Genomic DNA, 16,451 nt, shown 5'->3' on the forward strand with positions numbered 1-16,451 from the left:
TTATTTCTTTCCTAGTTCCGTGTCAGGCTTATGCTTCTTCGATACAAATAGCGATGTCTTTCACTTCGTAAATACGCAGACCATCTTTGCTCAGGTTTGCGTCACCAACGATGATGCGTTTACCGTCTTCATCTTTAATCGCAGTGATGTGGACATCCAGAGACATCTGTTTGTTCAGAGGGTTAATCTGACCACGATATTTCCATTTCACTTCCGATTGGATTTGACCAAACTTCGGGTTGCGGAAGCCAGCGCCAAGATCTTTGTTTAGCGCGTATGTTTGCATCAGTTCGATGATCGCTTCGACACCTAGAGAGCCAGGCATTACCGGATCTTGATGGAAGTGGAACTGGAAGAACCAATCGCTTGGGTCAATCGTACGCTCAGCGTATAGGTAACCAAGGCCGTCTTTACCACCATCGCTAGTGATCTGCACCGTATCGATAAAGTTCAAACGACCACCAGCCAGTTGGTAGTGCTCTTGCACTTCACCAGTAGCAGAAACAGGTGCATTGAAGTAACGCGTCGTTTTGTCTAACAGGTTGATGTTTACATCCGGTGTGCGGTTGTTATCAACGTGCCAAGGATGAGTCACCTTACCGTTGTCCAAACCAAGTTGGTCTTTCAGTGCTGCGCCTTTGAAGTAACCAAATACCGCTGTACCTTCGTAGAAAGGCACGCCGTCAGTGCTCAGTTCGAAGCTAAAGCTCTGTACGATGTTTGTACCCATCATTACGGTTGAAAGCAGGCGAGAATCGTTGGTGATCGTTTTGCCACGCAAGTCGACGTTACGCAGCATTTTGCCGCTGCCGTCTAGGTTACGGAAAAACAGTTCTTCACCTGGGAAGCCTAGTGTGGTGCCCATGTAGCCAGAGATGAAGCCGTTTGGCTGCAGTGAAATCTCCATCAATACTGAATAAGGCATCAAGGTATGGTGGCTGTTTTCATCAAAGTACCATGCATTTTCTGGCACTTCGTATTCAGCGATACACGATGAAGGTTTCTTGAAGTCGCCACGCTTGCCGTCGATCTCAACGACACGAGTGGTTAACTGCAAGTCGCCACACGGAGTACGTGGTGGAATCATGCCACGGTAAATAGAGAAGTCAGGGCCGAAACATTTCTCGATATCACCAGTCGCGAATTCGAACATGTGATAAGGCGTGAACGGAACCGTATCGGGTGTTCGGTTCGGGTAATCTGGAGTCACCGGAGCTTCAACGTGTTGAAGTGGAATCACACCTTTGTTTGGCGCAGTTTCTAGGTCTTCAATTTGAGCCATAAGTGGCGCATTTGCTGAAGCTTGTTGGTTCACTGCTGGTGTATGGCCCAAGCTTTTATGGTCCAAGTTTTCGATAACAGGGGTCGCGACAGCTGTTTCTAAAGAAGGTAGGTAACGAGTACATTCGTCGTCTTCTTTGATCATCACACCCAAGTTTTGGAAATCAACAATCACTTTGCCGTTCAGTAAAATATCGATGTTAGCTTTCGCGTATGGGCGAGGGCTTAGACTAATCTCGGTCACTTCCATGCGGTAAGTCAGCTCTGCCGATTGTGGGAGAACTTGACCACGACAGCGTACTTGTTGAGGCGCATTTTCAAGCGGTTGGAAACGACCATTTTGAACAAGCGTATGCATGCCAAGGTGCATCATGAAGAATTGAAGCAGTTGACCACAACCTTCTGCCATCAAAGAGCCAGCCATTACTGAATCATCTTTGAAGTGACAAGGGAAGTACCAGTGCTCAGGTTCTAGCTGCTTGTGACCTTCAATCAGCCCAAGTCCCCATGTGCCGCCTTGCGGTTCAACACGGCTGACCTTTTCGATCATCATGAACTTCTCTGAGCTGAAGCATAGAGAAGGCTGGTGGCGATCAGATTGGTGAGTTGGACCAAAACACTCTGCAATGTTTGCAGTCAGTAGGTGGCGCAGTTCTTGGTGGTTAAACTGGGTTTTAGGACAATGCAACATAGGGTCGAAGCGTTGCTTAGTTGCCAGCTTACGAGCCTTGATTTCATCTTCAGTGTGAATCACACCTTTGCCATCGGCTAGCTCTTCATCAGTAAAGAAGCCTGCACAACCGTTATCCATTTTCAGGATCATCTTGTCGCCAACGAAACATTCGTACGAGAAGAAGAACAGTAGCGTGTCGCCATTGCGAGCAAAGCTGTTGATTGAGATGTCGTAACGCAGCGTATCGCCACCACGAGGCAAGTCGCCAAGGAAGGTCAGCGTACAATCAAGCAGGCGATAAACACGCTCGCCTTTGTTTTCAAAATCAATGCCTAAGTAGCTGATCAGCATTAAGTCACACTGACCAGATTCAACTGCAACAGCCCAAGGGATCTGACCATCAACAAGATACGGCGCATCAACTGGGATGTCGTATTCGGTGGTCATTGTGCTTGGTTTGTACTCGTTCATTGTCGCGTTGAGCTTAGTGACACGAGATACCAGTAGGTAGTCGGTGGTTGGCAAACGAACGCGGCGCGAGTAGCTATCGATGATCGCGTAGTCAGGGCCAAATACGTTGGCGATGTCGCCTTCCGCGTACTCAACCAGATCATCGTAATCCCAGATACATGGTTTACGGATAGGTTTTACTGGTGCAGGTGTCGCAAGTGCGTTTACTGGCGCTGACTGAACCTGAGTTGGTTGAGCTTGAACAGGCTGAGTTGATGTTTCGGCTGAGCTATCTAAACCAGACGTCACTGCGTTTAGCTGTGCTTTTAATAGCGCATCAGCCATCTGCATGCCTTGGGCACGTGTGTGCAGGAATGCTTTGTGTACTTGCTGTGCTGCTTGCTGGTTTTGAGCAAAAGCTTGGTTGTGTGGTGTTACAGACGGCTGTAATGTCGCGTCGATTTGAGACGCGCCATTTTTAGCGGATAGGACATGAGTCATATTGCTGTGGTTACCTGTTAGCTGACTGTGGCGAGTTGGCGCCAGAGTAGGGGATACTGATTTAGGAGTTTCGATGACTGGCTCTGCCGCGTTCTGCGCTAATGCCTTCTTCTCTAACTCTTTTTGCGCAAGGGCTGCTTGAATGCTTGCTGTCGTTGGAATCGACGCCACTCTTGCTGCTTGTTTACCAGAAGCTTTCTGTTGAATATGCGCTAGGTTAGCGATTGGTGTCTCTGCGATGTGTTGATAAATATCGCGACCACCAAGAGCCACTTGTTTAACCAATTGACGCTTAGCATCACTCGCCAGTTCACTGCTTAAACGAACGGACAGTGATTGAGATTCAACACTCGACTGGCTTAGTAGCAGCTGTGAACATTGTCCTTCGCTGATGTTGGCAACAATCGCGTTCTTAGAACTGACATTCGGATTCAGAGACTCAAGGTTCAGGTTGAGCAGACTGTGTAGCAGGCTTGCCATACCAGAAGCTGCAGAGCAATGACCAACACGCTGACTCGCTTGAGTCGTCTTTGTGTTCGCGAAACTTAGAGACGAAGACTGATGTAATGAAGATTCAGGTGCATGGTTAAGCTCAAGCAGATAAACATCGTTTGAGCTCATACCGACTTGAGTCAGTAACTCATCAGCAACGGCGTTGTTATTCTCGCTTGAACCAAACGCCAATGCGTTGATGCTGCCGTAAGCCGCATCTTGGTTGCTCGCCACTCGACTCTCTTCAACAAGAACAATTGCACCTGCGCCTTCGCCCACATTCCAACTGCCGTCTTGCGGTTGTCCGAATTTTGGAGCAAGTGACACTGGGGTCACGCTGTTCTTCAGAATCACATGTTCTGCACTGCCGCTTAGGTCAACGGCTGCAATTACAACGGCGTCCATTGATTCTTGCGACATTAAGTTTTGCGCGACATCGATACAACGAGCAACCGACTGTTCAGCGGCTGAAATCGTAAAGGCAGGGCCGTTAAAGTCCCACAATGAAGAGATACGCGAAGCCATGATATTGCCGATGAAACTGGTGTATTGGTTCAGTTTGGCTGCGTCCATCACACTGTCCATCGCGATGGTTTCTAGCGATTGGTATTCGTCTTGTGTTAGCTCAATACCCATGTTGGCAAAGCTGTCAGCCAGTTGGCTATGCAGGTTTACGCGTCCACGGAATTGGTGCATCTCAAGCTCAGTTTCCATTGCGACGAGTACAGCAACCTTTTGACCAGCAACAAGCTTGGCATCTTTGATCGCTTCGTCTGCAACTTTCATCAGTAGCAACTGCTGAGAGATCAAACGGTCATCTTCATTTGGCGGCACTTTGAAGCGAAGGAAGTCGAGATCGAACTGATCGATGTAGGCTCCGTTTGGAATACCGTGTAAACCAAACTGACTCAGTAGTTCTGGATGTTGGTCTAAGCCTTTCCAGCGTTTCTTAGGTAAAGCAATGAAAGCATCGTTGTTGGTCTCAATCGCAGTGCTTAGCGCGTTGATGCTTTGCAGAGAACCAAAGTGAGACGCTAGACCTGTAATGCTTAAATTAGACGGTTGTAGGCTTGGAGAAGCCGACTCTTGAGTCTGGTTTACATGACGAGTGTCTGAATACGCTTCAAGCAATAAGTGAGCGTTACAACCACCGAAACCAAAGACAGAAACACCCGAACATCGCTCTGAGTTGCCCGCTTTACTTGGCCAAGGTTGAACCTGTGTTGGTAGCGTCTGTGGGCCAAATAAACCTTCAGGTGACGATAGTGGTTTGTCCAGATTAATACTTGGAGGAAGCACGCCTTCTTTCATCGCAAAGATCATCTTCATGATCCCTGGCATACCTGCCGCAGTCAGTAAGTGACCGAGGTTTGACTTCGCAGAGCCAATCAATGGCGGGTTAGAACCATTCAATTTCTCAGTAAAGAATCGTTCCATTGAGGTTAACTCAACCTTGTCACCTAATGGTGTTCCAGTTGCGTGACACTCAATCACTTCGATGCTGTCTGGTGTTAGATTTGATGCCTCGTAAGCGCGTTCAAAGGCTTGTACTTGTCCTTTGCTGTTTGGGCTTAATACGAACTGGCCACGGCCATCGTTCGACAAGCCAATACCGCTGACGACTGCGTAGATATTGTCGCCATCATGCTCTGCATCAGCCAAACGTTTTAGCACTAAAACACCGGCACCTTCGCCAGCAAACAGACCTTTACTATTGCTATCAAACGGAACCGACACACCGTGATCAGGGTAAGCGTGGAAGATGGAAAAACCCATGTTGATAAAGAATGGGTCAGCACCGGATACCGCGCCTGCCAACATCATGTCGGCTTTGCCCGTGTTCAAGTAATCACACGCTAACTTCAATGAATATACTGAACTTGCACATGCGGCATCTAGGCTAAGTTGCACGTTGCCTAAACCCAAGGCATCAGCCACTAACTTAGAGGCGTTGTGTGCCGCTGCACCATTGATCGGATTGAGGTCTTGCGCGGTTTCATTGGTTGGTAGCAGTGAAAACTGGTCATTAGCCAATTTATCTTTAAGTGCTTTTTCGACCACTGAGTGATACATCGGCAGAAACAAATCGTTTGAACGTGTAGTTGGGAACGAAAGGGCACCCATGATCACGCCTGTACGCTCTAAAATATCGGCATTCAGATCAATACCTGCGTCGACTAACGCCTTACGGCTGGTATCTAACGCCCAAAGGAAACTCTGGTCGACACCCTTGAACGATTCCGCTGTTAAGCGGTAGCCATTGCTGTCGAAATTGAAGTTTTCGATGTAGCCGCCTTTATCACAGTAAAAGCGGTCTGATTCGCCTTGCACACCCTGATAGCTTTCAGGTTTAGCACCTAATTTTTCAGCGCTTAATGTGGTTCGAGAATCTTTTTTGTTTAGCAAGTTTTGCCAAAAATCTTTTGGCGTATCAGCTTCGGGGTATTGGTTGGCAATACCGACAATCGCGATCTTATTGCACTTCACTTGCTGCTTAGTCTTGGCTTGAGCCTGATATTGAGAACTCATACTAGCTCTCCTTGATGATTCACTGCGCTGCCTTGAGACACACCACGTAATTGCTTAGCGGCGGTGATCTGTTGTTCTAGCCCTTGAATAAGTGGCTCGACAGACAGTGGAATTTGATGAGTGATGAGCTGACCAATGCACTTGATGAGCGTGACAACATCGTCACCACCCTTGGCATTAGAAGCGATTGAGCAGTACTGGTCGGCTAGGTTTTCGCTGCGGTTGATCTTGTCGATCAATGTGCTAGTTTGACGATCGGCACCTACTTCGACAAACAGACGAGCACCTTGTTGACGAGCACTCTGGATCAACGCGGTGAAATCCAGCGTTGAACAGAAAGTATCGGCAATCGAAAGGGCGATGCTGTCGCTGTCTATATTGATTGGTGCGCCAGTCGGTAGACCTGCTGCGCTGATAAAGCGGATATGCTTTGGCAATTCGTCGAACAGTGGTTGCGTGTAAAACTCACGCACTTGGCTATGTTGGCTCAATGCTGGTGTAGTGTGCATTGCGGTAACACGATTCGCGGCAATGCCACGTTTACCCAGTTTCTTAAGCAATGCACGACAGGTGCTTTCACAACCTGCCAGTACACAAGTGTCACCTTGGATGATAGCGAGATAAGCGCGTGGGAACTTTGGTAACAGAGCCTCAATCGCTTGCGCATCACTGCGAACCACAAAGCTATTCCATTGGATGCTTTCGTCACCGTTCAGCTGCCAATCTTGACGTACTGCGGTGAGTTCGCCAGAAATAGCCGTAGTGAAGATAGGACTGGTTTGAGTCATCTCAATTAGCGCATGTGGGTTTTTCCAAACATTTAAGCTAGCCCACATGGATGCTTCACCTTTGGAGTAACCCAAAGCGAAATCTGGCTGCACTTTAAATTCATCACATAGCAGTTGTGTTAACAGATAACTACTGCCCACACCTGCAATAGCCAGCTCACTGAGCGACATTTCTTGCGAGTCTTCAGCGTAGGTTTTGTCAGCCTGCAGCATCTCTTTCAAGTTACCTTCTCGTTCTAAGCGAGCAAATAACTGTGGGAAATGGTGATAAAATTCACGCAACATACCGGGATAAACCGTGCCAACACCAGGGTAAACAAATGCAACGCCACCTTTGCTTTGAGGCTTCGGTGAGAAACAACTGCCCGCTGGAGTCTTGTATTGACTATTGTCAGCCATTACTTTTGGAAACGCATTTTCTATCGCTGTGATCTCTTGTAGTGTAGCCTCAATTGAAGCTGCTTGAATCACGATGTTCGCGCCACGGTCAACATTGTGTTGAACGCTTTGGAAGTGACTTAGGTTTGAATGCATCAAGCTGGCGATAGCAAGTTCACTGTCTGCCGATTCGCTAACACATTTAAGCTCAGTTCTTAGTGAAGCTAGCTGAGAAACCAATTCAGCTTGGTCATTGCCAGAAACCACAAACATTAAACGTTCGCTGGATAGCAAGGGTTTTGGTTGTTGCAAACCGGTCGCTTGAGTCAATATCAGGCTGGTGGATTGTTGGCTATCGTCACTGAAAGTTAACGCGGCAACACGGGCTTTGTTCGGCTCAGTGAACCAGTAATAGTTAGGTAATGAATGGCTCGGCAATGAACGGCTCGATATCGCATTAACCATATTCAACAATTCGTCAAATTGCTGCGAAGCAGAAAGTGCTGAGTATTGCTGTTGATGGCTTAAATCTGAAGCGGGGCGGTGTGCAATATCCAGAGCAAGCTGAATGCTATCTCCATTCTCTAGATCGAGAGCTTCGACAAAACCCGCTAAATTCGCGTGTGGGTGAATCTTATTCTGAGCAGCATTCAGCGCACTTAACATCAACAATGATGGTGAGTGAGAATCTAAACAAAGTTTAATAACACTACCTTGAATGACAGCCTCAATCGCTTGAGCAAGTGCTTGATTAAAATTGCCATCGACCACAACAGTAACCATCTCTGGAAGCGAAGGTGATAAGTCGGCAGAAAGCTCAGCCGCGTTTGCTGGCTGAGCTAAAAGAGCGATGCGCAATGGCATCGCTTTATTAGTAGGAACAGTCACTATGACAATTGCTCCTTTTCTGCGTTTTTAGTCGCCTCTTTCTTTGATACTGCTGAGCTAGACTTTGGCAAAAATGCATCGTTTAAACTCTTGCTGATGGTGACTTTGGCACCTTTCATTACCGCGCTTAAACGACCATCTTGGTGGTAAAGTGAGATATCAGCTTGCAGCGAACGAGCCGTGCTTTTTATCACGCTCAGCTCTAGCCAACCTTGGTCACCATTGTGCATCGGTGCGTAACAAATAAACTCACCGATTGCAGACGGTAGGCTTGCCGCGCCGTACTTCAATCGAGCCCATACCAGCATTGCTTGCAACAGATAATCTTCAGCAAATGGTTGGCTATCGCCAAAGCCTTGCTTAGGAATAAATGATCCGCAGTCGCTGTTTTCAATCTGAGGCAACTGGCACTGAGCCAATAAGCCTAAGTCGTCAAAGCGCTCAACTGAGGTAATACCTTGCAATCTTGGTCCATGAAACAGAGTGCCGTCACTGTATAGAGCTTGTGCCGTTGTTACAGGTGCTGAAGTGCTGGCTTCAAAGCGTTTTGTCGACGCTTGTTGAACATCTTCAGACATTTGCACAGAGGCAACTTGCAACTGAGCTTGATACTGTGGTCGTCCTTGGCAGCTGATTACTGCTTTTAGCTGATCTTTTGATTTAGCATCAGAGGAAAGAACCAGTTTCAGCTCTTTCACTTCATCAGTATCAAAAATCACACCTTTCAGCAGTTTGTAGTTGTGAACGCTAACGTTCACCCCTAACAGTTGCTCTGCGACTTCACGCATCCATTGGATGGCACACACTGTCGGTAACACTGGGTTACCGGCAATGCAGTGATCTTGAATGAAAGGCAATGCCTTTGGATCAAGATGACGTGTCACAGTAATGCTTGTATTCAGCGGACTCTCTGCAAGGTGCACAGACTCCGCATTAAGCTTTTTTACAGCAGCTTCCTTGTTGTCAGAACCTTGCATGCTCGTACCAACCAGCAGTTGAATGCCAGTTTCGTTCAGTAGTTGAGAACTAAATAGCTCTGCACCCGCCTGAAGAGGAATTACGTACACACCGCGCTCTGTAAACATACGTTTCAGTGCTGCGTTGACCATGCCACCGTCCCACGGTCCCCAGTTGAAGCTCATCACTTTCGCTTGAGGGTTACGAGCAGACAGCTGTAGAGCCGCTTTGTTCAGGATCTCGTTGGACATTGAGTAATCGCTTTGGCCTGTGTTTCCGTAGAAACCCGCCGCCGAAGAGAACATCGCAATCAGTTTTAGCTTGCTGCTATCAAGACCACCAAGAACCGCTTCTAGTCCGCCCACTTTGGTGCCGTAAACCATGTTCAGTTCATCAAGCGTTTTGTCTTGAATATGCTTGTCAGCCAGTACACCTGCACCGTGGATAAGACCTGTGATGCCTTCGAAGTTTGCCAGTGTTTTTGCTACTGACTCATGGTTCGATACATCTAGGCTTAGGTATTCAGCGCTCGCGCCGATCTCATTGAAAGCGGCAAGTGCTGCGTTGATTTCAAGGCTGCTCAATACAGGTTTTAGCAAGGCATCTACTTTCTTCGGCGTTGGTTTGTCACCTGTTGCTTGTAGGTGGGCGATAGCCGCTGTTTTTAGCTCTTTCTCTTGCTTACCTTGTGCCCACTGAGGTAGCTCAACTGAAGTAATATGCTTACTACGACCTGCAAGAACGAAATGAGATTTACATTGCTTAGCAAGCGTCAGTGCACATTCAAACGTCACGCCTTTAGCGCCACCAGTTACGAGAACTTTGTCGCTCTTGGTGAGTTGAGCGCCTGTGTTTTTAGTTTGTGCAGCGCCTGGTGTTGTCGCAATCAGTGTTGCACGACCAGATTCACCGTTTTCCGTATGGCTAAGGCCGATTTCAACCGTGTTGGTATCGATATCGAACAGTTCACCTGTGATAGCTTCAGCTAGGTGACGAGCATCAATAGAAGCGTCAGCATCCAATGCACGGCAGAATACGTTTGACCATTCATGGCTCAGTGTCTTAGTTAGACCAGATAGAGCCGCTTGGTTAAGTTCTGCATTCGCTAATTGCTTAGTATCTAGGTAACCAAAGCCACCATCGATACGGCTTAGTGTGAAGAACACGCTACGACCAGAAACGGCATTCAGTTGGCCATTTAGGTGCTTGGCGAATAAGAACGCTGTCGTCAGTGAAGCTCTTGAGTCTGCATTCAAGTTAACCGCTTGCTCGTTGCTTTGTTTAGCATCAACGATAGCTTGTAGGTGAATGAAGCCAGCAATCACTTTGTTCGACGTTTTAAGGTCTGCTTCGATGTCGTTAATAACTGCAGTCACACCAGCATCATCGACGCTGTTGAGTGTGTAGCTTGCGATTTCACTGTTTAAAGGTGACGCGGCAGAAAGAGCACTACGCACTACAGCAACTTGAATGCCGTTAGCGGTCAACTTTTCTGCTAGAACACCGGCGTTGTGACCATCATCTGTGATCACGACACAAGCGTCTTTTGAGAAACAATCGACGAGTTTATCTGCCGCTGGTAGCTTTTTTAGCGCTACCTCATTGTGTGGAGGAAGTTCCGCTGTCGCTGTTTCTGCGATAGGCGTTACTGATTCAGCTTTTGGAGTCGCTACGGGAGCAGCAGCGGATAGCTTGCTTTGCATGTAGGTAACGATTTCACCAAGCGTACGACACTCAGCTAAGTCTTCAGGGTTTAGCTCTGGCAGCGTTGGCAATTGGTCTTGAACTGTACCTAGAATTTCAACGCGTTTGATTGAGTCGATACCAAGGTCTGCTTCCATGTCCATCGCTAGGTCGAGCATTTCTGCTGGGTAGCCAGTTTTATCGGCAACCACTTCCATCATTGTCGATTGAACATGAGCAGGGTTTAGGTCGTTGCTCGTGCTTTCTACAGCGGCTTCTGGAGCACGCGCTGCGTTAGGAGCTTCATTAGCGCCTAGCTTGCTATTCATGTAGTCAACGATTTCGCCCAGAGTACGACACTCAGCTAGGTCTTCAGGGTTTAGCTCTGGCAAGGTTGGTAGTTGGTCTTGAACCGTACCAAGGATCTCAACACGTTTGATTGAGTCGATGCCAAGGTCAGCTTCCATGTCCATTGCTAGGTCGAGCATTTCTGTTGGGTAGCCCGTTTTATCCGCTACTACGCTCAACATTGTGCTTTGAACTTGTTCTGCGTTTAAACCGTTTGATACTGCTGGCGCAGATGCTTGAGCTGCTACTGGAGCAGAAGCTGGAAGCTTGCTGTTCATGTAGGCTACGATTTCGCCTAGAGTGCGACATTCAGCTAAGTCTTCAGGGTTTAGTTCTGGAAGAGTCGGTAGTTCATCTTGAACCGTACCAAGAATCTCAACACGCTTGATTGAATCGATACCAAGGTCAGCTTCCATATCCATTGCTAGGTCTAGCATTTCAGTCGGGTAGCCCGTTTTCTCTGCTACTACTTCTAACATGGTTTTTTGAACGACAGCCGCATCTAGTCCGTTGTTAGCTGCTGCTGGCGCCACTACTTCCGTTTTTGCTGCAACTGGTGCAGAAGTCGGAAGTTTACTGTTCATGCTTTTAGTATTCATGTAAGCAACAATTTCGCCAAGAGTGCGGCACTCAGCTAAATCTTCAGGGTTTAGCTCTGGAAGAGTAGGCAGTTCATCTTGAACCGTGCCTAGAATCTCAACCCGTTTGATTGAGTCGATACCAAGGTCTGCTTCCATATCCATTTCTAGATCAAGCATTTCCGTTGGGTAACCTGTCTTCTCAGCAACCACTTCAAGCATGGTTTGTTGAACGACTTTCGCATCAAGACCGTTAGCGGCTTGAACAGGAACGGCTGCGCTTGGCTGTGCTGCCACAGGCGCTGATGCTGGCATCTTGCTGTTCATGCTTTTACTGTTCATGTACTCGACGATTTCGCCAAGAGTACGACACTCAGCTAAATCTTCAGGGTTCAGCTCAGGTAGGTTTGGCATTTCGTCTTGAACGGTACCAAGGATCTCTACGCGCTTGATTGAGTCGATACCAAGATCTGCTTCCATGTCCATTTCTAGATCAAGCATTTCCGTTGGGTAACCCGTTTTCTCAGCGACCACTTCTAGCATCACTTTTTCAGCATCGGCTGATTGTACTGCTACTGGTGCAGCCACAGGAGCCGGTTGTGCTTTAACTGGCACAGGCTGAGCTGCAACCTGTGCTGCCGCTTGAGCCGCTACTTGTGGTGCAGGAGCTGCTTTCTGTACTGGAGCTTGCTGAGCTGCTGTCTTTTGAAGCGGTGCAGCTTGAACTGGCGCAGCTTGTACAGGAGCAGCTTGAATCACTGGCTGAGCATTTACTGGCGCAACGAAGGTTGGTTGTACCGTTTGTACTGAACCTTGTGTCAGCATATTAAGTGCTGAGTTGTTGCTGTGCGCTTGCATTTCTAGGTAATGAGCGTGAGCTTTTAGCGTTTCAGCTTGGTGCTGGTGGAACATCTCCATAGAACGCTGTAGGTTCTCAGGAATTGCTACGCCTGCTGTTGCCATTTTCGCTTGCTCAGACATTAGGGTGTTGAACGTGTCACCGTATTGCTGAGGAATTGCAAGGAACTGCTGATGTACTTCTGCTGCTTGTTGTTGAGCATTGAAGAATGATTGCAGTGAAGACTCATCAACCGTTACTGAAGCTGTTGGTTGAATAGTCGCCGATGCAGGTTGTGCCACTTGAGGTTGCTGAGCTGCTTGTGCACTTGGCGCTGCTGCAACTGACTGTTGTACATTTGAAGCTTGAGGAGCAGCCACAGGTACTTCAACGATTTCTGTTTTAATCACTTCTTTTTCCACGATTTTCTCGACTTCAACTTTCACTTCAACAATCTCAGTCTTTTCGGTGACGTTGCCCGAAGCCAATGATTGATCCATTTTCTTACGAGTAGCAGGGCTGATGTAGTTGGTTGCATTCAGCTTGATGTTCATTGGTGATGCCTTTGCAGGTTCAGCAATGTCAGCTTGGTAAGGGTCAATGTTGTCTAATGAAACACCAGCCACGCACAGTTGAACGGCAGCTAAACGAAGCTGTTGGTCACTGTCGCCTTTAGGGTTTGGGTTGATGCTGATTGCATAAAGTTCTTCGTTCTTATCAGCCAGTGTTTTTTCAACCAGCTTTTGAAGAATGTTCTTGGGACCGAACTCAACGAATACACGCGCACCGGCTTCGTACATCGCTTCAATTTGCTCGCTAAAACGAACCGATTGCAGCATGTGTTGCTTGAACGCTTTCTTAATCGCTTTAGCGTCTTTGCTGTGCAGTTTGCCCGTTGCGTTTGAGTAAAGCGGCAGCGTTGGAGCGCTAAATGAAGCTTTATCAATTGCAGCTGCAAATGGCTTTTGAGCATGAGCAACAAGCGGGGTGTGGAAAGCACCAGATACTGGCAGAGCAATTGCTTTGAAGCCTTGCTCAGTTAGCGCTTGGGCTGCCTGCTGAACGGTTGCTGTTGGACCAGCAATAACCAATTGAGTCGGAGCGTTGTAGTTGGCAATGCTCACGCCTTCGAATTGGCTGATGCAGCTTTCAACGGCTGGAAGTTTGTCTGCGTCTAGAATGACCGCAAACATAGTACCGCTGTCGCCTTGTTCAGGTGTCGCCGCCATCGCATCGCCACGAGCGAAAGCTAGTTGGTAGTAATCGTCTTGCGAGATAACACCCGAAGCACATAGTGCGCTTAGTTCACCAAAGCTGTGGCCTGCAACCATGTCTGCTTTGAAGCCAGCTTGAGTCATGATGTCGAACTGACCCATAGACACAGTACCAATTGCACTTTGCGCATTGGCCGTGTTGGTTAACACCGCTTCTTGAGCTTTGGTTGCTTCTGGTGTGAAGGTTGGAATGGGGAATAGAATTTGGGACAGAGCCGTCTTCTTGTGCTGACCAAATACTTGGTCCGCTTGAGCAAGCTGTTGGCGCATCTCTGGGTAATGACAAGCAAGCTCGCGACCCATGTTGAGATATTGCGAACCTTGACCTGCAAATAGCGCTGCTACTTTACTAGTGCCGTTTTCAGCAATCAGTGCTGACTCACGGTAGCTAGTACCGTTTGGCATCTGCCAATGTGCTTTGGTTTGGCTCTCAAGCATAGGAATCGCTTGAGTCAGTTGCGCTTGAAGGTCTGCTTGGTCAGTGACAACTAAACCAAGACGAGCATGCTTAGCGTCAACTTCGCGTAGAGCGTGTTGCTCAGCAAGCGCTTCCAGTTTGAACGCTGCATCTGCAGTTTGAGTTGAAACCTGTTTAAGTTCATTGATCAGTGCTTGACGAGATTCTGCGCTGAATAACAGAGTTTGCGGCACTTGGCGTTGACGGTATTTGTCACCGCGAGTGTGCTCTGGTGTGTACTCTTCCAATACCACGTGGAAGTTAGTGCCACCAAAACCGAATGAGCTGATACCTGCACGGCGTGGTGTGCCGTCGACACGTTGCATCCAAGGACGCGTTTGTGTGTTTAGGTAGAACGGCGAGTTTTCGATATCCAGTTTAGGATTCGGAGCCGATACGTTAATCGTTGGCGGCAGTACTTTGTGGTGCAGTGCTAAGGCAGCTTTGATTAAACCTGCAGTACCCGCGGTTGATTTAGTGTGACCAATTTGAGATTTCACAGAGCCTAACGCAATGTGTTGCTTCTCTTCATTGTTCTCACTGAATACCGAGTTTAAGCCACCAAATTCAGCAACATCGCCTGCTGCAGTACCTGTGCCGTGCGCTTCTAGTAGGCCAAGCGTGTGCGGTGCGAAACCTGCATCATCATAAGCACGTTTGAGTGCTTTTGCTTGTCCTTCAGGGCGAGGCGCGTAAATACTCTTGAACTTACCATCCGAAGAAGAACCGACACCTTTAATCACTGAGTAGATTCTGTCGCCGTCACGTTCAGCATCTTCAAGGCGCTTAAGAGCAACCATGCCGATGCCTTCACCAATCATCATGCCTTTTGAATCGATGTCGAAAGGTTGAATGGTTTCGTTTGTAGTGAATGCTGGGGTTTTAGAGAAGCTCATGTACATGGTTGGTGAGTTATCAGTACACACACCACCAGTGATCATCATTTCACTGCGGCCTTCAACCAGCTCGCTCAGTGCCATGCGCATTGCGGCTAGAGAACCTGCACACGCAGCATCTACTACACAGTTGATGCCACCAAGGTCAAAGCGGTTAGCAATACGACCTGAAATTACGTTACCTAATGAACCAGGGAATGAGTTCTCTTCCCAGTGGATGTATTGGTCTTGGAATTTTTTGATCAGCATTTCGCTGTCTTCGTCGTTGATGCCACTGCTCTTGAAGACTTTTTTCAAAACAGGGTATTGAAGACGAGCATTCAAGCTTTGAGCGATCTTCTGACCACCGCCTACACCGAGTGTAATACCGATCTTATCGCGATCGTAACCTTCAGGAAGTTTCGCATCTTCAAGTACTTCTTTTGCCACGATCAGAGATAGCAGCTGTGACGTATCAGTCAGTTCTAGGATATTTGGCGGAAGGCCGAATTCCATAGGGTTGAAGTCAACTTCTGGGATGAAGCCACCGCGCTTACAGTAAGATTTGTCTGGCGTAGTACGATCTGAATCGTAGTAATCTTCTGGGCGCCAGTGTGTATCAGGCACTTCGGTAATTGCATCGATCTTTTCGCTGATCAAATCCCAGAATTTGTTTAGGTAGCGAGAGTTCGCAAACATGCTTGCCATACCAACGATAGCAATAGGCATGTCTTTAAGACGTTTATTAAGTCGAGTGTCGTCGACTGATTCCGGTGTATTTTTTTCGGGTTGGCTCATTATGAGTCTCCACTTGAAATCACTGAGGGCGATGTCGTGTTTTGAGGCTGCGCTTTTAATTGAATCGAAAATAAATCTGAAACAGATTTGGGCAAACGCAGCTGAAGAGTAAGGCTGCCGAAAGTTGGCCACCTGACTGAAATAGGGGGTGCGAAGTTCATTGACTTGCAGACGTTGAGAACGTGTTTCATGCGTGAAGGGGGTATTCGAATGTGAGGTTAATGTCCATTTAAATCCTGTCCAAAGTACTGCTTTATGCAAAGCAGGTATCCGCAATAAAAACGTGTGAATTTGTTTAATGGTTGAGCAGGCTACCCGAGGTGAGTGGCCGATACAATGCTCCCAGAGGCCACTATGATCTGTTCAGACCAGATGATTTTACTGAACTTTTGTTTTTTGTATTTTTAATGCAATTAACTTATTGATAATTAATGGATATGAGTAGTTTTTTAGTGTTTATGCTCTATTTTTTGACTTGGTGAGATCTATGTCAGATTTTTGTAAGTAACATTTAATGGATGACTGTTCCGTAAGGCTGAGTGTGATCTGTGTTTTAATTTGTTATTATTTGAAAAATTAGTTTTAAGTCCGCATATGAAGGGTGTTTCCTGCCCAAATTCTCTATGTTTCTCTCAAAACATAGGTGAGTTAAATTTGTTCGTT

At 47.4% G+C, this 16,451-nt stretch carries 3 protein-coding genes; all 3 read right to left on the reverse strand.

The features are described 5' to 3' along the window. Window positions 1–28: 28 nt before the first annotated feature. From AB4558_RS04320 to AB4558_RS04330, 3 genes are read right to left on the reverse strand one after another with little or no spacing between them, the layout of a single operon-like run. A complete protein-coding gene (locus AB4558_RS04320; protein ID WP_372158177.1) occupies window positions 29–5,926 on the reverse strand; it encodes a beta-ketoacyl synthase N-terminal-like domain-containing protein in 5,898 nt (1,965 codons plus the stop codon). Further along, complete coding sequence (locus AB4558_RS04325) at window positions 5,923–7,980, reverse strand: PfaB family protein (RefSeq protein ID WP_372158179.1); 2,058 nt, start codon at window positions 7,978–7,980, stop codon at window positions 5,923–5,925. The genes AB4558_RS04320 and AB4558_RS04325 overlap by 4 nt, the downstream gene beginning before the upstream one ends. Then, complete coding sequence (locus AB4558_RS04330) at window positions 7,980–15,788, reverse strand: phosphopantetheine-binding protein (RefSeq protein ID WP_372158182.1); 7,809 nt, start codon at window positions 15,786–15,788, stop codon at window positions 7,980–7,982. The genes AB4558_RS04325 and AB4558_RS04330 overlap by 1 nt, the downstream gene beginning before the upstream one ends. Window positions 15,789–16,451: the final 663 nt, after the last annotated feature.

The organism is Vibrio sp. 10N.222.51.C5, from assembly GCF_041474575.1.
Taxonomy (GTDB): Bacteria; Pseudomonadota; Gammaproteobacteria; order Enterobacterales; family Vibrionaceae; genus Vibrio; species Vibrio crassostreae_C.

What these genes read in the sequence shown, in the direction of transcription:
- AB4558_RS04320 (WP_372158177.1), bottom strand. Translation starts at nt 5,926, where the DNA reads ATGAGTTCTCAATATCAGGCTCAAGCCAAGACTAAGCAGCAAGTGAAG.
- AB4558_RS04330 (WP_372158182.1), bottom strand. Translation starts at nt 15,788, where the DNA reads ATGAGCCAACCCGAAAAAAATACACCGGAATCAGTCGACGACACTCGA.